Source organism: Mycobacterium sp. (genome assembly GCF_049647605.1).
In the GTDB taxonomy this organism is placed as follows: domain Bacteria; phylum Actinomycetota; class Actinomycetes; order Mycobacteriales; family Mycobacteriaceae; genus Mycobacterium.
In genome coordinates, this window is record NZ_JBARXZ010000220.1 from 1 (window position 1) to 19,346 (window position 19,346).

16 protein-coding genes are annotated in these 19,346 nt (G+C 66.5%); 8 read left to right on the top strand and 8 right to left on the bottom strand.

Going from position 1 to position 19,346, the window contains the following annotated elements:
• Window positions 1-165: 165 nt before the first annotated feature.
• Together WBB07_RS27080 and WBB07_RS27085 are read right to left on the bottom strand one after the other, a co-directional pair.
• Complete coding sequence (locus WBB07_RS27080) at window positions 166-657, bottom strand: methylated-DNA--[protein]-cysteine S-methyltransferase (RefSeq protein ID WP_526312413.1); 492 nt, start codon at window positions 655-657, stop codon at window positions 166-168.
• On the bottom strand, window positions 654-2,228 hold the full coding sequence (locus WBB07_RS27085; protein WP_526312438.1) for an AlkA N-terminal domain-containing protein: 1,575 nt from the start codon (window positions 2,226-2,228) through the stop codon (window positions 654-656). The genes WBB07_RS27080 and WBB07_RS27085 overlap by 4 nt, the downstream gene beginning before the upstream one ends.
• Window positions 2,229-2,409: 181 nt before the next feature.
• Between WBB07_RS27085 and glsA the strand changes: the two genes are divergently transcribed.
• Window positions 2,410-3,720, top strand: a complete 1,311-nt coding sequence (gene glsA, locus WBB07_RS27090) for a glutaminase A (protein WP_526312415.1) — start codon at window positions 2,410-2,412, stop codon at window positions 3,718-3,720.
• Here the strand turns inward: glsA and WBB07_RS27095 are convergent.
• The gene (locus WBB07_RS27095; protein ID WP_526312417.1) at window positions 3,703-5,313 is read right to left on the bottom strand and encodes an adenylate/guanylate cyclase domain-containing protein; all 1,611 of its coding nucleotides are present in this window, start codon (window positions 5,311-5,313) and stop codon (window positions 3,703-3,705) included. The genes glsA and WBB07_RS27095 overlap by 18 nt on opposite strands.
• Window positions 5,314-5,360: 47 nt before the next feature.
• Here WBB07_RS27095 and nucS point away from each other — a divergent pair, with 47 nt between their 5' ends.
• Both nucS and WBB07_RS27105 read left to right on the top strand, forming a co-directional pair.
• On the top strand, window positions 5,361-6,032 hold the full coding sequence (nucS, locus tag WBB07_RS27100; protein ID WP_526312419.1) for an endonuclease NucS: 672 nt from the start codon (window positions 5,361-5,363) through the stop codon (window positions 6,030-6,032).
• A 97-nt stretch (window positions 6,033-6,129) separates the two neighbouring features.
• Complete coding sequence (locus tag WBB07_RS27105) at window positions 6,130-6,360, top strand: Rv1322 family protein (RefSeq protein WP_526312440.1); 231 nt, start codon at window positions 6,130-6,132, stop codon at window positions 6,358-6,360.
• A gap of 53 nt (window positions 6,361-6,413) precedes the next feature.
• On the opposite strand, the gene mce is transcribed toward WBB07_RS27105, so the two are convergent.
• Window positions 6,414-6,899, bottom strand: a complete 486-nt coding sequence (mce, locus tag WBB07_RS27110) for a methylmalonyl-CoA epimerase (protein ID WP_526312421.1) — start codon at window positions 6,897-6,899, stop codon at window positions 6,414-6,416.
• Window positions 6,900-6,981: 82 nt separating this feature from the next.
• On the opposite strand from mce, the gene WBB07_RS27115 reads away from it, so the two are divergent.
• The 3 genes from WBB07_RS27115 to WBB07_RS27125 are packed head-to-tail and all read left to right on the top strand — an operon-like array spanning window position 6,982 to window position 9,574.
• Window positions 6,982-8,163 carry a thiolase family protein gene (locus WBB07_RS27115; RefSeq protein WP_526312423.1) on the top strand — a complete coding sequence of 394 codons (1,182 nt, stop codon included), beginning with the start codon at window positions 6,982-6,984 and terminating at the stop codon, window positions 8,161-8,163.
• A gap of 60 nt (window positions 8,164-8,223) precedes the next feature.
• A complete protein-coding gene (locus WBB07_RS27120; protein ID WP_526312425.1) occupies window positions 8,224-8,616 on the top strand; it encodes a DUF3817 domain-containing protein in 393 nt (130 codons plus the stop codon).
• A gap of 13 nt (window positions 8,617-8,629) precedes the next feature.
• Window positions 8,630-9,574 (top strand): tetratricopeptide repeat protein, encoded by a 945-nt coding sequence (locus WBB07_RS27125; protein ID WP_526312427.1) that lies wholly within the window; start codon window positions 8,630-8,632, stop codon window positions 9,572-9,574.
• Here the strand turns inward: WBB07_RS27125 and glgB are convergent.
• Both glgB and WBB07_RS27135 read right to left on the bottom strand, forming a co-directional pair.
• Window positions 9,568-11,790 (bottom strand): 1,4-alpha-glucan branching protein GlgB, encoded by a 2,223-nt coding sequence (gene glgB, locus WBB07_RS27130; RefSeq protein ID WP_526312428.1) that lies wholly within the window; start codon window positions 11,788-11,790, stop codon window positions 9,568-9,570. The two genes, WBB07_RS27125 and glgB, sit on opposite strands and share 7 nt — an antisense overlap.
• Before the next feature lie 13 nt (window positions 11,791-11,803).
• Window positions 11,804-13,891 carry a maltotransferase domain-containing protein gene (locus WBB07_RS27135; protein WP_526312430.1) on the bottom strand — a complete coding sequence of 696 codons (2,088 nt, stop codon included), beginning with the start codon at window positions 13,889-13,891 and terminating at the stop codon, window positions 11,804-11,806.
• Window positions 13,892-14,146: 255 nt separating this feature from the next.
• Here WBB07_RS27135 and WBB07_RS27140 point away from each other — a divergent pair, with 255 nt between their 5' ends.
• Together WBB07_RS27140 and WBB07_RS27145 are read left to right on the top strand one after the other, a co-directional pair.
• A complete protein-coding gene (locus WBB07_RS27140) occupies window positions 14,147-16,747 on the top strand; it encodes a glycosyltransferase family 1 protein (RefSeq protein ID WP_526312432.1) in 2,601 nt (866 codons plus the stop codon).
• A complete protein-coding gene (locus WBB07_RS27145) occupies window positions 16,744-17,595 on the top strand; it encodes a Vgb family protein (RefSeq protein WP_526312434.1) in 852 nt (283 codons plus the stop codon). The genes WBB07_RS27140 and WBB07_RS27145 overlap by 4 nt, the downstream gene beginning before the upstream one ends.
• 98 nt (window positions 17,596-17,693) lie before the next feature.
• On the opposite strand, the gene WBB07_RS27150 is transcribed toward WBB07_RS27145, so the two are convergent.
• Window positions 17,694-19,139 carry a neutral zinc metallopeptidase gene (locus tag WBB07_RS27150; protein WP_526312436.1) on the bottom strand — a complete coding sequence of 482 codons (1,446 nt, stop codon included), beginning with the start codon at window positions 19,137-19,139 and terminating at the stop codon, window positions 17,694-17,696.
• A gap of 72 nt (window positions 19,140-19,211) precedes the next feature.
• Window positions 19,212-19,346 (bottom strand): hypothetical protein (locus WBB07_RS27155; protein ID WP_526312442.1); only part of this gene is annotated, 135 nt, incomplete at its 5' end.

The following is a 19,346-nucleotide window of genomic DNA, read 5'->3' on the forward strand; positions in this document are numbered from 1 at the left end:
ATCCCGAACCCGGAAGCTAAGCCTGTCAGCGCCGATGATACTACCCAAAAGGGTGGAAAAGTAGGACACCGCCGAACACACATTAGAAATACCCCCCACCACTGGTGGGGGGTATTTCTATTTCACCACCACCCCACAAACAATCCCATTCTCGCCGTCGAATCATCAATCAAACAGCGTGAAACTCGATGTGGTCTTCTCGAGATTCAACAATGTGCTCTTCCGGTCCAGCCCGCCGCCAAATCCGGTGAGATTGCCATTGGCGCCGATAACACGATGGCACGGCACGATGACGGCAATGGGATTGTGTCCATTTGCCAATCCGACGGCCCGAAAAGCAGTGGGGCTCCCTATTTGTCGGGCAATTTCGCCATAGGTCCTCGTTTCGCCATACGGGATGCTTCGCAGGGCTTCCCAAACCGATTGTTGGAACGGTGTGCCGGCGAGCTGGATACGAACATCAAAGGACTGGAGCCGGCCGGCGAAGTAGTCGGCCAATTGCTCGACGACATCCGGGAAAGCGCGGTCGTCGAGAGTCCAGTCGGCGCTGTCGGGTTCGTACGTCTGGTTCATCATGCGCAGATGGGTGAGCACCGGGCCCTGTCCGGCGAGCCGCAGCGGGCCGATCGGGCTGTCGATCATGCGGTATCTGGTCATGCTGGTTCCTCTGTTATCGACGGTGTCGCCTGGGGTGGTCGTGGCTTGCGGGTACGACGGCCGTCGCTGCTCGGTTCGGAGGCCGTTGGTTCGGGGCCCTGGGGTGGCCACCGATTCACCTCGTGATCAAGAGATGTCCACAGATACTGGGTTGCATATGAACGCCAGGGCCGCCAGCGAGTGCTGTGTGTCAGAAGGTCGTTGGCAGTGGTGGGTAGCCCCAGCTGCTCGGCGGCAACGCGAACTCCGAGGTCGGTCGCGGGAAAGGCATCGGGATCACCCAGTCCGCGCATCGCGATCACTTCGGTGGTCCACGGGCCGACCCCGGGCAGCTGCAGGAGTTGTTCGCGGGCCCGCTCCCAGTCACACCCCGGGTGCAGCGCGATATCACCGGTAGCCAGTGCGTCGATGAGTGTCACGACGGTTTTCCGACGCGAAGTCGGCATGGCGAGGTGTGCCATGTCCAGTTCGGCAAGCTCGGCGGGCGCCGGGAACGTGTGGGTCAGACCGCCGGCCGGGTCGGTGACTGGTTGGCCGTAGTTCACGACGAGCCGGGCCGCGTGGGTCCGGGCGGCCTTGGTCGATACCTGTTGGCCCAACACGACGCGGATCGCCAGTTCGTCCTCGTCGACGGTTCGGGGGATGCGCTGCCCGGGTGCTTTGGCGATCAGAGGTTGCAGCGCCGGTTCTTCACTGAGCGCGGTGTCGATGGCCTCGGGGTCGGCGTCGAGGTCGAGCAGCCGACGACAGCGGGCCACGGCTGCAGACAGGTCGCGGAAGTCGGCCAGGTGCAGAGTGCACCGCACATGATCTGGGGCCGGGGAGAGGCTGGCGATACCGCTTCCGCGGGGTAGTCGAAGCACCCGGCGATAGGCGCCGTCGCGCACCTCCTCACAGCCGGGCACAGCCGTCGCGCTCAGATGCCCGAACACCCCCACGAAGCTGAACGGCTCGCGGACGGCGAACCGCAAGGAGAGGTAGCCCGGTGCCGCCACAGTGCCGGCTCCGGTGTCGACCCGTCGCCGCAGCTCGGTGGGGGTGGTGGAGAACACTGCGCGAACGGTGTCGTTGAACTGGCGGACGCTGGCGAAGCCAGAGGCAAAGGCGACGTCACCGAAGGGCAGGCTGGTGGTCTCGATCAGGATGCGGGCGGTCTGGGCGCGCTGCGCCCGGGCCAGCGCCAATGGCCCGGCGCCGGCGTCGGCGTTGAGCAGTCGCTCCAGCTGCCGTGCGGTATAGCCCAGCGTGGCAGCCAGGCCGGTCACGCCGTCGCGGTCGACGGTGCCGTCGGCAATCAGCCGCATGGCCCGGGCCACGGTGTCGTCGCGAACACTCCACTCCGGTGATCCTGGTGAGGCATCGGGACGGCAGCGTTTGCAGGCGCGGAAGCCGGCCTGCTGCGCCGCGGCAGCGGTGCTGAAGAACCGGACATTCTGGGCCAATGGCGGACGGGCCGGGCAGCTGGGCCGGCAATAGATCTTCGTGGTCAGTACGGCCGTGACAAACCATCCGTCGAATCGGGGGTCTTTGGCCTGCACGGCGCGGTAGCAGCGATCGACGTCGTCCGCGATCGGGGGGTGTGTGCCGGCGTGCATGGTTACACGATTACACCCCGCCGCCGACAGTGCTGGCGGAAAACCGACACGACAGTCCGGCAGGGTTCTGCACGGGTCGAGCCGCGAAGCAGCGGCGGGACTGCTGGGGCGCCGTCGACCGGCGAGGTGAGGGGTTGCTGCCAGCTACGATCGCTGGGTGGCAGAGTTGGTGCAGCGTTACCTCGACCAGATCTGTGCGGAACACGCCGGATGCACGGAAGGGGAGCTGGCCTCCTATATCCCCGAACTGGCCGGCGTCAACCCCGACGGTTTCGGAATGTCACTGTCCTCGGCGGACGGTCATGTGTATGAATCCGGCGATGCAGCAACCGAATTCACGATCCAATCGATCTCCAAACCGTTGACCTACGCGTTGGCGCTGCACCAGTTGGGTGAGGCCGCCGTCGATGCCCGGATCGGGGTCGAGCCCTCCGGTGAGGCGTTCAACGAGATCAGCGTCGATCGCACCACCAAGACGCCCAAGAACCCGATGATCAACGCCGGCGCCATCGCGGCGGTCTCGCTGATCCAAGGCGCGGACGCCGACGAACGCTTCGAGTGCATCCGCGACTTCTACTCCGCGTGCGCCGGCCGGTCGCTGCAGCTCGACGAGCAGGTCTACCGGTCCGAGAAGGCCACCGGCAGTCGCAACCGGGCGATCGCCTACATGCTGGAGAGCTTCGGCATCCTCGACGGTGACCCCGACGAGGTGCTCGACGTCTACTTCCGGCAGTGTTCCCTTCTGGTCACCAGCACCGACTTGGCGCGGATCGGGGCGACGCTGGCCCGCGGCGGCGTCAACCCGATGACCGGACGGCGGGTCACCGACAACATCGTGGTGCAACGGACCCTGAGCGTGATGGTGACGTGCGGAATGTACGACGCCGCCGGTGACTGGGTGACCGGGGTGGGGTTGCCCGCCAAGAGCGGTGTGGGCGGCGGCATCATGGCGGTGCTGCCCGGCCAGCTGGGTATCGGCGTGTACTCGCCGCGCCTGGATGCCAAAGGCAACAGTGTCCGTGGAGTGCTGGTGTGCCGCAGTCTTTCTCGTCGTCTCGGACTGCACTTCCTGACGGTCAGCAGGGAGTCCCGCTCGACCATCCGGGCGGTCTACGAACCCGTCGACAACGTGCGGGTGTACGAAATTCACGGTGACCTGCTGTTCGCCGGTGCCGAGCAGGTGCTCCGCACGGTGAGCCGGGAGTGTGGTCGCCTCGATGTCGCGGTGCTCGATGTCTCGCGTCTGGACACCATCAACGACCCGGCCCGGGAACTGCTGGCGAGTATGAGTTCGGCGCTGCGAGACCAGGGTAAGACGGGATTGCTGGTCGACCCCGACGGCGCGGTGATCCGCGTGCAGCACGAGTTCGACGCGGTGTCGTTCACCTCGATCGAGGACGCGGTCGTGGAGGCGCAGCGCTGGCTGCAGGAGGGGCGGCTGCCCGTCGGCTCAGATCTTGACGGGTGATGCCAGCCGGGTGGGCTCCTCGTGCCCGCGCAACGTCACGGTGTCGCCGAGGGCCCACTGTGCCCCTTCGGTTCTGCCGGCCCCTCCGACGATGTCGGAGGAGGCCAGCAGCCGCCCCGGCACGGTTTTGGCCAGTTCACACAGCCGGGCGGCCTCGTTGACCGGCCCGCCGATCACGGTGTACTCGAAGCGTTCATGGGCGCCCACATTGCCGGCGACCACCTGCCCGGCGGCGACACCGATTCCGGCCTGACATTCCGGCACCTCGTCGCCGAGCCGGCGCGCGATGGCCCTGGCGGCAGCCAGAGCCGCATCCTCCGGGGAGTCGAGCCGGTTGGGCGCTCCGAACACCGCCAGACAGGCGTCGCCCTCGAATTTGTTGAGCAGGCCCTGCTGGCGGTCGACCTCGTCGACGATGACCGCGAAGAACCGGTTGAGCAAGGCGACCACCTCGGCCGCCGGGCGGCCGGTCACCAGCTGGGTGGAGCCGATGATGTCGACGAAGATCACCGCAGCGTGACGTTCTTCGCCACCGAGTTGTGGGCGCTCGCGTTCGGCGGCGGCCGCCACTTCGCGACCGACGTGGCGGCCGAACAGGTCTCGCACCCGTTCACGCTCTCGTAGACCGGTGACCATCGAGTTGAAGCCCCGCTGAAGCTGCCCCAGTTCGGTGCCGTCGAACACCACCAGGTTGGTGTCGAGGTTGCCGCGCTCCACCTGGTTGAGTGCGGCCCGCACCACCCGGAGCGGGGTAGCGGTCAGCCACGACAGGATCCACATCAGGAGGAACCCGAAGATCAGCGCGAACAACGCCAGGATGATCACGGCGACGGTGAACTGTGTTGGTGTGGCGTTGCGCAGGGTGAGCATGAGGATGGCAGCCAGCAGGATTCCCAGTACCGGCACCCCGGAACCCAGTGCCCACACCAGCAGGGTGCGGCCCATGATGCCGGGGGCGATGCGTCGCGGTGGTGGGCCGGCTTCGAGCGCCTGGGCGGCGACCGGCCGCAGCGCGAACTCGGTGAACAGATAACAGCTCGTCGACACCACGATGCCGCTGAAACTTATGCCCAGCAGGAACTTCGGGATGAAGTGACTGTCGGCCAGCCCGAACAGAGTGGTCAGCAGAATCGTTCCGGCTCCCCACAGGGCGAGCAGCACTCGGGTGAGTCGCCAGGGGGCGAAGAAGGTGTTGCGCTGGTCGTCGCGGGTCGGCGTCCGCTCCTCGATGGCCCACCGCACGTTGTTGATCACGCGGCGGGTGGCCCAGAACACACCGACCACCAGCGACCCGGCGATGTACGCGGGTGCGACGCCGTAGGTGATCCAGCTCAGCCCCGGTTCGAACACGCTGGGGGTGGGGAAGGCGACCATCACCACCAGGCTCACCACGGCGATGCCGATCAGGTTCGCGGTGATGACAAACGTGGTCAGGATGACCTGGATGCGGATCCGCCGGCGGCCCTGGCTCTCGGCGACACCGCCCAGCAGCCAGGAACCGTACTCCGGGGCAGCTGGCAACCGGCCGCTCTGACGGGTGAGCGTTTCGAGTACTCGACCGAGCCGCTGCGCCAGCGTCTGGTTGCCTTTCATGGTGGCGCCAGCCTAAGGGGTGGACCGTGCCCCCTAAGGTGGATCGGGTGCGTCTTGTCATTGCTCAGTGCACCGTTGATTACCTCGGTCGCCTCACCGCGCATCTGCCGTCGGCTCGGCGACTGCTGCTGATCAAAGCGGATGGTTCGGTCAGCATCCACGCTGATGACCGGGCCTACAAACCGTTGAACTGGATGAGCCCGCCGTGCTGGCTCACCGAGAACGACGACGGTGAGCATCCGGTGTGGGTGGTGGAGAACAAAGCCGGTGAACAGCTGCGCATCACCATCGAGGAGCTCGAGCACGACTCCAGCCACGAGCTGGGCGTCGACCCGGGTCTGGTCAAGGACGGCGTCGAAGCTCATCTGCAGGCCTTGCTGGCCGAACATGTCGAGCTGCTGGGCGAGGGGTACACCTTGGTGCGCCGCGAATACATGACGGCGATCGGCCCGGTGGACCTGATGTGTCGTGACGAGCAGGGACGTTCGGTGGCCGTGGAGATCAAACGCCGGGGAGAGATCGACGGGGTGGAGCAGCTCACCCGTTACCTCGAGTTGCTGAACCGGGACACCCTCCTGGCCCCGGTTGCCGGCGTGTTCGCCGCCCAGCAGATCAAGCCGCAGGCGCGGACGCTGGCCACCGATCGCGGGATCCGCTGCCTCACCTTGGATTACGACCAGATGCGTGGGATGGACAGCGACGAGTATCGGCTGTTCTGATGCGGCTCTTCTGGGATGCGGGCCGCCGGTGAGGGGCAAGAAACGGGCGCCGGGGCGACGGCATCAGGCAGCTCAGCCGCTTCCACCGTCACGCCGCATCGAGGTCGGGCCCGACGGCTACGACTACCAGGTGGTGCAGGTGGCCGGCGCCCGCGCCACCAAGACCTATCGATGCCCCGGGTGCGATCACGAAATACGTTCCGGGACAGCACACGTTGTGGTGTGGCCGGCGGATCTGGGGGAGCATGCGGTGGACGACCGCAGACATTGGCACACGCCGTGCTGGGCGAATCGGGGCAATCGCAGTCCAACACGACGGTGGTCCTGAAAAGCTCTATGAACTGGTGAACCGCGGGCCCGCAAGGCCGTTGGTCCAGCTGGCTAGTGCGAGTCCGCCGCCGGCTCGACCAATTCGACGAGTACGCCGCCCGCGTCTTTCGGGTGGATGAAGTTGATCCGCGAGTTCGAAGTGCCGCGTCGCGGTGTGTCGTAGAGCAGGCGCACACCTTGCTCGCGGAGTTGCTCGGACAGCGCATCCAGATCACTGGTGCGGTAGGCGAGCTGTTGCAGTCCGGGACCGCGCTTGTCGAGGAACTTGGCTATCGTCGACGAGTCGTCGATCGGGGCCATGAGCTGCAGCTGCGGGCTGCCCTTGGGGGCTCCGCGAACGGACAGCATCGCCTCGACGATGCCCTGCTCCTCGTTCACTTCTTCGTGGAGGACGATCATGCCGAGGTGGTCGTGGTACCACTTCTTGGCCTCGGCCAGATCGGGGACTGCGATGCCGACGTGGTCGATCGCAGTGACCAACGGGAAAGAAGCAGTGGTGGCCAGGGCCGATCGCGCATCTACCTGCTCAGTGGTCATAACGTAACGGTAACCTGTAGATGGACAACTCGCTTCTGCCCCCCGGCCGGTTTGGCCGTTCACATCCACTTTGGAGGACCTCATGACGACGTCGGTGATAGTTGCTGGAGCCCGCACTCCGATCGGCAAACTCTCCGGCGCGTTGAAGGGCTTCTCGGGTTCGGATCTGGGCGCGGTTGCGATCAAGGGTGCGCTCGAGAAGTCCGGTGTGGACGCGTCGGCCGTGGACTACGTGATCATGGGCCAGGTGCTGACCGCGGGCGCCGGGCAGATGCCGGCTCGTCAGGCCGCGGTGGCGGCGGGTATCGGCTGGGATGTCCCGGCGCTGACGATCAACAAGATGTGCCTGTCCGGAATCGACGCAATTGCCTTGGCCGACCAGTTGATTCGGGCCGGCGAGTTCGAGGTCGTGGTCGCCGGTGGGCAGGAGTCCATGACCAGGGCCCCGCACCTGCTGACCGACAGTCGGGCGGGGTACAAGTACGGCGATGTGACGGCGCTGGACCATCTGGCCTACGACGGCCTGCACGACGTGTTCACCGATCAGCCGATGGGCGCGCTGACTGAACTGCGCAACGATGTTGATCGATTCACCCGCGCTGAGCAGGACGAATTTGCTGCGATCTCCCACCAGCGTGCCGCTGCCGCATGGAAGGACGGGGTGTTCGCCGATGAGGTGGTGCCGGTCTCCATCCCGCAGCGCAAGGGTGATCCGATCGTGTTCGCCGAGGACGAGGGCATCCGCGCCAACACCACCGCCGAATCGCTGTCGAGCCTGCGCCCGGCATTCCGCAAGGACGGCACCATCACCGCCGGGTCGGCCTCGCAGATCTCCGACGGTGCCTGCGCCGTGGTGGTCATGAGCAAGGCCAAGGCGGAAGAACTGGGCCTGGAGTGGCTGTGTGAGATCGGTGCGCACGGCGTTGTCGCCGGTCCCGATTCCACCCTGCAGAGCCAGCCCGCCAATGCCATCAAGAAGGCGATCGCCAGGGAAGGCATCTCGGTTGATCAGCTCGACGTGATCGAGATCAACGAGGCGTTCGCCGCGGTGTCGCTGGCCTCGGCCCGGGAACTCGGCGTCGAGCTGGACAAGGTGAACGTCAATGGCGGTGCCATCGCCGTCGGTCATCCCATCGGGATGTCGGGCGCCCGGATCACGCTGCACGCGGCGCTGGAACTCAAGCGCACCGGTGGCCGCTACGCCGTTGCCGCGTTGTGTGGTGCCGGCGGCCAGGGTGACGCGCTGGTGTTGCGCGCCGGCTGAGCGAGCTACTGGGCGAACTCGTACGACGGACCGTAGTAGCTAGGTGCGTCGTCGGGCAGAATGGGCGCCATGACAAGCGCTTACGATTTGCGGACCACTGCTGGCCGCTTCCGGCTGATCGCCCTGCTGGAAGCGCTCAGCTGGGCCGGTCTGCTGGCTGGGATGTTTTTCAAATACGTGGGATCACCCCAAACGGAGATCGGTGTCAAGATCTTCGGCCCGATCCACGGCGGGATCTTCATCGCCTTCCTGATCGCTGCGCTGTTCGCCGGTATCGCATTCAAATGGGGCGTCTGGACATGGTTGCTGGCGTTGCTGGGGAGCATCGTCCCGATGGGCAGTGTGATCTTCCTCATATGGGCGGACAAGACCGATCGCCTGGGCGCTTCCAGCAGTGTCTCCAGCGGTGTGGCGGGTGCCGGACCGGCTCGCCCAGCACCTGAGGCGACGTGACAAACTTGAGGGCGTGACTCGACCGCGTCCTTCGGCCGGTGCGCCGGCCTCCGCCTCTTTCGCTGCCTCGATGGCCGGCGCCGTTGATCTGTCGGCCCTCAAACAGCGGGCCCAGCAGCCGCCTGCCGGTTCGGCCGGCGGTGCTGCGCCTCGACCAGCCGGGGCCGCCGGGGCGGTGACCGAGGTGACCACCGCCAACTTCGAAACCGAAGTGCTGGTCCGCTCCAACGAAGTGCCCGTAGTTGTCGTGCTGTGGACACCCCGCAGTGAATCCTCGGCACAGCTGATCGAGGTACTGGCCGAACTGGCCACCCAGGACGCCGGTAAGTGGGTGCTGACCGCCGTCGACGTGGACACCGCGCCGCAGATCGCCCAGGCCTTCGGCGTCCAGGCGGTACCGACCGTGGTGGCGCTGGCAGCCGGGCAACCACTGGCCAGCTTCCAGGGCTCACAGCCGCCGGAGCAGCTGCGGCAGTGGATCGATTCGCTACTGAACGCGACAGCGGGGAAGCTCAGCGGCGGCGGCGACGGTGAGGCCGAAGAAGTAGTCGATCCGGCGCTGACCCTGGCGCGTCAGCATCTCGAGACCGGTGACTTCGAGGCGGCCAAAGCGGCGTATCAAGCGATCCTCACCGCTGATCCCACCCACACCGAAGCCAAGGGTGCAGTCCGCCAGATCGACTTCCTGGCCCGTGCCACCACACAACCGGAGAATGCCGTTGCGCTGGCCGACGCAGCGCCCACCGATATCGACGCGGCCTTCGCCGCCGCCGACGTGCTGGTGCTCAGCCAGGACGTCAGCGCCGCCTTCGACCGACTGATCGCGTTGGTGCGGAGCACGTTCGGCGACGACCGCACCCGGGTGCGGACCCGATTGATCGAATTGTTCGATCTCTTCGACCCCGCTGACCCGGATGTGATCACCGGCCGTCGCAAGCTGGCCAACGCGCTCTACTGAGACTCGGGGACCAGCCACAACGCTGAGTTGGGCGGCAACACCAGCACCGTCGAGGCCGGTCGGCCATGCCACGGGGCCTCGACGGCCTCCACACCGCCCATGTTTCCGGCGCCGGCGCCGTTGTAGACATCGGCGTCGGTGTTGAGGATCTCGCGCCAGCGCCCGGCGTAGGGCAGCCCGAGCTGATAGTGGGTGTGCTCGGAGCCGGAGAAGTTGAACACGCACGCCATGGCAGAGCCGTCCTTGCCGAACCTCAGGAAGCTCAGCACGTTGTTACCGGAGTCATTGGCGTCGATCCAGGAATAGCCCTCCGGTGTGGTGTCCTGGCTCCACAACGCCGGCTGACTGCGGTAGATGCCATTGAGGTCGCGTACCAGCGTCTGGATCCCCGTCGAGAAGCTGTGCTCGTCGAGCTGGAACCAGTCCACCCCGCGCTCTTCGGACCATTCGGCGCGTTGGCCGAACTCCTGGCCCATGAACAGCAGCTGCTTCCCGGGGTGGGACCACTGGTAGGCGAGCAGACTTCGCAGACCTGCGGCCTTGACGTGATCGTTGCCGGGCATCCGGCCCCACAGCGTGCCCTTGCCGTGCACAACTTCGTCGTGGCTGATCGGCAGCACGTAGTTCTCGCTGAACGCGTACAGCATCGAGAACGTCATCTCGTGGTGGTGGAAGTTGCGGTAGATCGGATCACGACTGATGTAGCCCAGGGTGTCGTTCATCCAGCCCATGTTCCACTTCATCGAAAAGCCCAGGCCGCCAATGTTCGTGGGTCTGGTGACACCGGGCCACGACGTCGACTCCTCGGCCACCGTGACGATGCCCGGGGTGAGCTTGTGGACGGTGGCGTTCATCTCCTGCAGGAACTGCACCGCTTCGAGATTCTCCCGGCCGCCGTACACATTGGGTGTCCAACCACCCTCGGGGCGTGAGTAATCCAGATACAGCATCGAGGCGACGGCATCCACCCGGAGGCCGTCGATGTGGTAATCCTGGAGCCAGTACAGCGCATTGGCCACCAGGAAGTTACGCACCTCGGCCCGACCGAAGTCGAAAACGTAAGTGCCCCAGTCAAGCTGCTCGCCCCGGTGCGGGTCACCGTGCTCGTAGAGCGGGGTGCCGTCGAAGCGGCCCAGCGCCCAGGCGTCCTTGGGGAAGTGAGCCGGCACCCAGTCGACGAGCACCCCGACCCCGGCCTGATGTAGCCGGTCGACGAGATACCGGAAATCGTCGGGAGTGCCGAACCGCGACGAGGGCGCGTAGTAAGACGTCACCTGGTAGCCCCAGGATCCGCCGAACGGGTGCTCGGCCACCGGCAGCAACTCGACGTGGGTGAAGCCCTGCTCGACCACATAGTCGGTGAGCTGGTCGGCGAGTTCGCGATAGCTCAGGCCGGGACGCCAGGAACCCAGGTGCACCTCGTAGGTGCTCATCGGTTCGAACACCGGATTCACGGTGGCGCGCTGGGTCATCCAGTCGTCGTCGGACCAGGTGTAGGTGCTGGTGAACACGCGGGAGGCGGTCTGCGGCGGCACCTCGGTGGCAAACGCCATCGGATCGGCACGGTCGGTGACGCTGCCATCGGCGCCGTGGATCCGGTATTTGTACAGGCCGTCTGCGGGAAAATCAGGCCAGAACAACTCCCAGACACCGGTGGACCCCAGTACCCGCAGCGGAGCCAACCCGCCGTCCCAGTGGTTGAAGTCGCCAACCAAGCTGACGCCCCGAGCGTTCGGCGCCCAGACCGCAAACGAGACTCCGTCGACGGTGCCGTCGGCGGTGGTGAAGGACCGCCGGTGCGCGCCGAGGATCTCCCATAGCCGTTCGTGCCGGCCCTCGGCGAACAGGTGCAGGTCCACCTCGCCGAGCGTCGGCAGGAACCGATACGCATCGGCCATCACATGGGTGTCGACGCCACCGTCAGCGGACTGGTAGCTGACCTCCAAGCGGTAGTCGATCAGGCCGGTGAACGGCACCGCTACGGCGAAGAGGCCAGAGTCGATGTGCTGCAACGCATATCGCACGCCACCGATGAGTGCTACCACGCCGGTGGCATGCGGGCGTAGCGCCCGGATGACGGTGTGGTCGCCGTACTCGTGAGCACCCAGCACGGAATGCGGGTCGTGATGGTTGCCCGACATCAGCCGATGCAGATCGGCCGGGTCGGGAGCCAAATACTTGGTGGAGACTTCTTTCGGGGGTCCTGTTCGGGTCACAGAGACGCTCCTTTCACTCGCGCCGCAGCAGTGGCGCACGCTTCTCGGGCGCAATGTTCGGCATGTTCAGAACGTGGGCGACGGCCCTGGCCGGGTCGATGCGGACGTAGTTCGCCTGACCCCATTGATATTCCTCTCCGGTGATCTCGTCGCGGACCCAGAACCGGTCGTAGTTCTCCATACCCAGGGCGGCCATGTCCAAATACAGGGTGCCGTCCTCGGGGCCGAAGGAGTTCAACGTGACCACCACCAACACGGTGTCTCCGGTGGTGGGATCGAACTTGCTGTAGGCCAGCAGCGCGTCGTTGTCGATGTGGTGGAACTCGATGTTGCGTATCTGGCTCAACGCCGGGTGCAGGTGCCGGATCTCGTTGAGTCGGGCGATGAACGGCTCCAGCGACTGGCCGGCGCGCAGCGCTGCCTCGAAATCGCGGGGGCGCAGTTCGTACTTCTCCGAGTCGAGATACTCCTCGCTGCCCTCGCGTACCGCACGGTGCTCGAACAGTTCGAAGCCCGAGTACATCCCCCACAAGGGGCTCATCGTCGCCGCCAGAACCGCCCGGATGGCGAACATGCCCGGACCGCCGTGCTGCAGGCTCTCGTGCAGGATGTCCGGAGTGTTGACGAACAGGTTCGGCCGTGCCTCGTCGGCGCGTTCGGCGATCTGCTCGCCGAACTCGGTGATCTCCCATTTTGCGGTGCGCCAGGTGAAGTAGCTGTAGGACTGGGTGAAACCCAGCCGGGCCAATCCATACAACCGTGCCGGGCGGGTGAAGGCCTCGGCCAGGAACAGCACATCAGGATCGATGTTCTTGACCTGGCCGATCAGCCAGGCCCAGAAGTCCGGTGGCTTGGTGTGCGGATTGTCGACCCGAAAGATCTTGACTCCGTGGCTGACCCAGTGCAGGACAACGCGCAGCACTTCGTTGTAGATCCCGGCGGGATCATTGTCGAAGTTGACAGGGTAGATGTCCTGGTACTTCTTCGGTGGATTCTCGGCGTAGGCGATGGTCCCGTCGGGCAGCACGGTGAACCACTGCCGGTGGTCTTTGGCCCACGGGTGGTCCGGGGCGCATTGCAACGCCAGGTCGAGTGCCACCTCCATGCCGAGATCGTTGGTGGCGGCCACGAATTCGTCGAAATCCTGCAGCGTCCCGAGTTCCGGGTGAACAGCGTCGTGGCCGCCCTCGTCGCTGCCGATCGCCCACGGCGAACCCACGTCTCCGGGGGCCGCGGTGACGGTGTTGTTGCGTCCCTTGCGGTGCACCTGGCCGATCGGATGAATGGGCGGGAGATACACCACGTCGAAGCCCATCTCGGCGATACGCGGCAGCGCCTTCATAGAGGTGGCGAAGGTTCCGTGGACCGGGTTGCCGTCGGCGTCCCAACCGCCGGTGGAGCGTGGGAAGAACTCATACCAGGAGGCGAAACGGGCCCGTGGTCGGTCCACCCACACCCCGTACTGCTCGCCGCGGGTCAACAGCTCCCGCAGCGGATACTCCGCGAGCAGCGCAGCCACCTCCGGGGACAGCGCCGCGCTCGCCCGGGTGAGCGGATCACCGGGCTCACGCAGCCGGGCGGCCGCGTCGATGAGCGGATAGCGCTCTTGGCGGGACACCCCGGCGGCCGCCCGCTCCAACAGCCGGGCTCCGATCAGCAGATCATTGGACAGCTCGGCTTCGGTTTGGCCGACTTCGAGCTTTGCGGTGACGGCTTTGCGCCAGGTGGCGATGGGATCTCCCCAGCCGTCCACCCGGAACGTCCACAGTCCGACCGCGTCCGGGGTGAAACAGCCGTGGAAGACATCGGGCGTGCGTCCGACCGCCATCGAAAGTCGCTGGGGTTTGATGCGGGGCGACGGTGAAATCACCTGCTCGATGGGGATGGGCTCGACGGGCGGACCACTGGGAGTCGGTCCGGTGACCAACTGGGGGTACGAGGTGCCGTGATAGCGCACCACCAAGGTGGCGGCCACCGCGTCGTGGCCTTCGCGCCACACCGCGGCGCAGACGGGCACAACCTCCCCGACCACCGCTTTGGCCGGAAATCTCCCGCCGGATATGACGGGCTGGACGTCGTCGATCTCGATGCGACCGGGCACCCGGAGTTCTCCTCAATGGCGTTTAGGGCGCGGGGGTGAATCCGCGCGGTGAAATTGCCGTCTTCTCGTCTTGCCTGGTACTTCGGTTAACCACTTCGCGTCGTCCTCAACCGTAGTGGCCACGGTGGCGCCGGGGGATGTTGCGCCACGGATTGATACCGGCGTTCCAGTCTTGGGATGGGTTCCGGCCAGTTTCGTGACCGCCGGTTCCGCGGCCCTCGGAATGGGCTCGCCTGCTCAGTAAGGTTGGGAATTGTGAAGGCCCTCCGACGATTCACCGTCCGTGCCCATCTGCCCGACCGGTTGGCGGCCCTGCAAGAGCTTTCGGTGAACTTGCGCTGGTCATGGCACAAACCCACCCAGGATCTGTTCGCGGCCATCGACGGAGAGCTGTGGTCGCGGTTCGGTGCAGATCCGGTGGCCCTGTTGGGGCACGTGGCCCCGGCCCGGCTCGACGAACTGGCCACCGACGAGGCGTTCCTGGGCAGGCTGGACGCGCTGTCGGCGGATCTGCGCAACTATCTGAGCAGGCCGTTGTGGTACCAGGAGCAGACCGAACACAGTGCCATGCCGGCGGGCATCGCGTACTTCTCGATGGAGTTCGGGGTGGCCGAGGTGCTGCCGAACTATTCCGGCGGCCTGGGAATCCTGGCCGGCGACCACCTCAAATCCGCGTCGGATCTCGGCTTGCCGCTGATCGCGGTCGGCCTGTACTACCGCTCCGGCTACTTCCGGCAGTCGCTGACCCCCGACGGTTGGCAGCACGAGAACTACCCACCACTGGATCCCGCCGGTCTGCCGCTTCGGTTGCTCACCGAAGCCGACGGCACCCCCGTGCTGGTCTCGCTGGCGCTGCCGGACGGGGCGAAGCTGCACGCCCGGGTGTGGATCGCCCAGGTGGGTCGCGTGCCGCTGCTACTGCTGGACTCCGACATCCCGGAGAACGACCACGACCTGCGCGCCACCACCGACCGGCTCTACGGCGGGGATCAGGAACACCGGATCAAGCAGGAGATACTCGCCGGCATCGGCGGTGTTCGTGCCATCCGTGCCTACACCCGGATCGAAGGCCTGCCGGCGCCCGAGGTGTTCCACATGAACGAGGGGCACGCCGGTTTCCTGGGGGCCGAACGGATCCGCGAGTACATCACCGGGTCGGGCCTGGACTTCGACACCGCGCTGACAGTGGTGCGGGCCAGCACGGTGTTCACCACCCACACGCCGGTACCTGCCGGAATCGACCGGTTCCCGGTCGACATGGTGCGCCGCTACTTCGCCGACGACGTGGCCGAGCCGTTGCTGCCCGGGGTGTCACTGGAGAAGATCGTCGACTTCGGAGCCGAGGACGACCCGGCCAAGTTCAACATGGCCCACATGGGTCTGCGGCTGGCACAACGGGCCAACGGGGTGTCGCTGCTCCACGGCCGGGTCAGCCGGGAGATGTTCAGCGACCTGTGGCCCGGCTTCGACTCGCACGAGGTGCCGATCGGCTCGATCACCAACGGTGTGCACGGTCCCACCTGGGCGGCTCCGCAGTGGCTGGAGCTGGGCCGCGAGCTACTGGGCAGCGACGATCTCGGTGCGCTGAGCGAACCCGAGACCTGGCACCGGCTCAGGGAGGTCGACCCCGGGCACCTGTGGTGGATCCGGTCGCAGCTGCGTGCACTGCTGGTCTCCGATGTTCGCGCCCGGCTGCGGCGCTCCTGGCTGGAGCGCGGCGCATCCGAAGCCGAGCTGGGCTGGATCGCAACGGCATTCGATCCCGACGTGCTGACCATCGGGTTCGCTCGCCGCGTTCCGACATACAAACGGCTGACGTTGATGCTGCGTGATCCGGACCGCCTGGAGAAGCTGCTGCTCGACGAGCACCGACCCGTGCAGTTGATCGTGGCAGGAAAGTCCCATCCCGCCGACGACGGCGGCAAGGCGCTGATCCAGCAGGTGGTTCGGTTCGCCGACCGTCCCGAGGTGCGGCACCGGATCGCCTTCCTGCCCGACTACGACATGTCGATGGCACGGCTGCTCTACTGGGGCTGCGACGTCTGGCTGAACAATCCGCTGCGCCCGTTGGAGGCGTGTGGGACATCCGGGATGAAGAGCGCCCTCAACGGCGGACTGAACCTGTCGATCCGCGACGGCTGGTGGGACGAGTGGTTCGACGGCGAGAACGGCTGGGCCATCCCCACCGCCGACGGGATCACCGACGAGAACCGCCGCGACGATCTCGAGGCCGCCGCGCTGTACCGGCTACTCGACGAAGCTGTGACGCCGAAGTTCTACGACCGCGATGGCTCCGGGGTGCCGGTGCGGTGGGTCGAGATGGTGCGCCACACCTTGCAGGCGCTCGGGCCGAAGGTGCTGGCATCGCGCATGGTGACCGACTACACCCAGCAGTACTACCGGCCGGCCGCGGAGTCGGTGCGGCGCACCCTCGCACCGGCCGACGGTGACAAATTCGGCACAGCCCGCGAACTGACCGACTACCGCCGACGGGTCCAGCAGGCCTGGCCGAAGGTTGTCATCACCGATGTCGACAGCAGCGGGCTGCCCGACACCCCGCTGTTGGGCTCGCGGCTCACCCTCACCGCGGTGGTGCAGTTGGCCGGACTTCGGCCCGATGACGTGGTGGTGCAGGCCGTCCTGGGCCGGGTCGACGCCGGTGATGTCCTGCAGAATGCCGTCACGGTGGTGATGAACTACGTCGGCAGCTCCGGTGATGGTGCCGACGCCGTTGCGACGTTCACCACGACCACCCCACTGCCGGTGGCCGGATCGGTCGGCTACACGGTGCGGGTGCTGCCGCACAACGGGTTGTTGGCCGGCGACAACGAGCTCGGTCTGGTCAGCCTCGCGTGAGCCGCGCGCTGACCGTCAAGCTCGACGGCGGACCGTACGCGCTGGCACCGGCGGCAGACGGGTCGATGTGGGTGACGCTGGTGCACGGCGGGGCGATCGCGCGGATCACCGAATCCGGGGAGTCGACGGTCTTCACCATTGCGCCGGATGCCAGGCCGTCGGTGATCACCGCAGGCCCGGACGGCGCGATGTGGTTCACGTGTACCGGTACCGACCGGATCGGTCGCTGCACTGCTGCAGGCGAGCTGTCGTTTGTTGAATTGACTTCTGGTAGTGAGCCTTTCGGTTTGACGGCCGGCCCGGATGGGGCTTTGTGGTTCACCACGATGGCGCTGGGTACCATCGGTCGGCTCAGCACGGATGGACACGTCACCGACGAGTACCGGGTGCGCGGGCGGCCGTCGATGATCGTCGCAGGTCCCGACCACGCGCTGTGGTGCACGCTCAATGAGCGCAGTGCGGTGGTCCGGTTGGACGCGCGCACCGGTGCGACGACGGTGCGCGACCTGCCCACCCCCAACGCCGGTCCGGTCGGGATCACCGCCACCCATGACGATGCGGTGTGGTTCACCGCCATCCGGGCCGAGAAGCTCGGCCGCATCCCGATGGGTGATGCCATCCAGGAGATCGATCTGCCGGGGAAACCGCACGGTGTGGTCGCGGATCTGGCCGGCGGGGTCTGGGTGAGTCTGTGGGGTGCCGACCAGGTGGCCCGCGTCAGCGCCGACGGCGAGATCGTCACGTTCGACCTGCCGCCCGGAAGTGAGCCGCACGGCCTGGCCGTCGACGCCGAGGGCACCCCGTGGGTGGCGCTGGAATCCGGGTACGTGTTGCGGCTGCCGCTGTAGGCGTGGGGCGGCGCACCCCAAGACCCCCGCGAGCGCACGCTGTTGTACGTGAACCCGCGGCGTGTCGCGTACGGACACGCGCGCTCGGCATGAGGGGGTCAGGGGAAGCGGCGCAGGCAGCGGTCCGTGTCTCCGAGCACCCCGACGCGGAACGCGTCGATCCGGGAGAACCCGGCGGGCACCGGCTCACCGTTGACATCGCCGGCGGCCAGCCCGTTGGTGAGCAGCCCGGCCACCGCCTCGTCGAGGTCCCCGGCGGTCAGCGCGACGGTGTTGCCGTCCGGGGTCTTGACCTGCTTGGTGAGCTTGGTGGTGGCCACGCCCGTCAGGCAGGCCGTCCGCAGCCCCGCCGTCGCGCTGTTGAGCACCAGTCCGCCGTGTTCGTGCTGAACGGCCATCATGTACCGCGACATCACCAGCGAGTAGGCGGTGTTGTCGCCGGTCAGCACCGCCGAGAACCGGTCCTGCTCGTTGGCGGTGCCGATGTCCTCGAGCGCCGGCAGATCCACGATGATCGTGTTGGTCGCCGGGCAGTAGGACACCGGGGGGCTCTGACGGGCGTCGGCGCAGTCGGCGGCCGACGCGGCGTCGAAGCTGAGCACCGGCGGGTTCTCGGGCTCGAAGAGGATCGTCATCGCATCGACGATGGCGCGCACCGAATCCTGCGACACGGCCCATTCGCCGGTCTGGCCACCTTGGAGTTCCACCGGCAGCTCACCGCGACGCTGTTCCACCTCGGCGACGTCGATCGCTGCGCACGCGCTCGGCCCGTCGGTGAATCCGAACTGGAATGCCGAGATCCGCTCGAACGCCGAGCCGTGCTCGTCGCCGCCGCTGCTGTAGACGTCGTCCTCGGACAGCACCGGGTCTCGGAACAAGATCATGCTGGCCAGCACATTGTTCAATCCGTCGCCGGTGCTGAGGGTGAATCGCGGCGAGTTGCCCTCGGCCACCCAGCGCAGATAGGAACCGGCAAAACAGTCGGCCTGCTGTTCGGCGACGAGCACCGGGGTGCCCCGCTTGTTCAGCCGAGCCTGCCGCTGAATGGAGTGGCCGTACTCGTGGGCCAGCACCATCGTGATCCCCATGTCGCCGTTGGCGCGTTGCAGCGCCGGCATCATCCGGCCACGGTCCCATCCGATGGAACGGTCCAGCGAGCAGAATCCGGCGTTGGAGAATCCGAAGGTCTCGATATCGCAGAACACCCCGTCATAGTCGGCGGGATCCCAGGAGACCAGGGCGGAGACCGGATTGAATTCGCCGGGAAAGGTGTCGCTGAAGACACCGCCCCAGTAATCCTCGATGTCGGTGATGGACTGGGCGGAGATCTCGTCGATCTGGCCGCCGTCAGTGCCTTCGACTTCGCGGGTGGGCGCCGGGGCGTCTGACCGCAACCCGGTGGGCCCGTCCACCGCCTCCATCCCCGCCACCCGGAACGGGTCGGCAAACACCGAGACCGGTTGCCCCTCCAGCATCGTCGTGCACCCGGCCAGCAGCAGCGCGGCCGCGGCGAGAGCAAGACCCCGCAAGCATCGCTGACTCATGGGCTGCCTCTCGTGGCGCGGGCGGTCCGGGTGGTAGCCAGGATAGTGCCAGTGAATCCCGGTTTTGGTGGCTCAAGCGTCCAGGCTGGTGCGCAGCCGGGCCAGGGCCTGCCGGGCGGCGCCGGCATCGGTGGTCGTCCAGAACGGCGGCAGCGACGAGCGTAGATAGCCGCCGTAGCGCGCCGTGGCCATCCGCGAGTCCAGCAC

Excerpts from the sequence above, each read along its gene's own strand:
- mce (WP_526312421.1), bottom strand. The coding sequence starts at position 6,899 with ATGACCACTGAGCAGGTAGATGCGCGATCGGCCCTGGCCACCACTGCT.
- WBB07_RS27080 (WP_526312413.1), bottom strand. The coding sequence starts at position 657 with ATGACCAGATACCGCATGATCGACAGCCCGATCGGCCCGCTGCGGCTC.
- WBB07_RS27150 (WP_526312436.1), bottom strand. The coding sequence starts at position 19,139 with ATGAGTCAGCGATGCTTGCGGGGTCTTGCTCTCGCCGCGGCCGCGCTG.
- WBB07_RS27115 (WP_526312423.1), top strand. The coding sequence starts at position 6,982 with ATGACGACGTCGGTGATAGTTGCTGGAGCCCGCACTCCGATCGGCAAA.
- WBB07_RS27120 (WP_526312425.1), top strand. The coding sequence starts at position 8,224 with ATGGGCGCCATGACAAGCGCTTACGATTTGCGGACCACTGCTGGCCGC.
- WBB07_RS27095 (WP_526312417.1), bottom strand. The coding sequence starts at position 5,313 with ATGAAAGGCAACCAGACGCTGGCGCAGCGGCTCGGTCGAGTACTCGAA.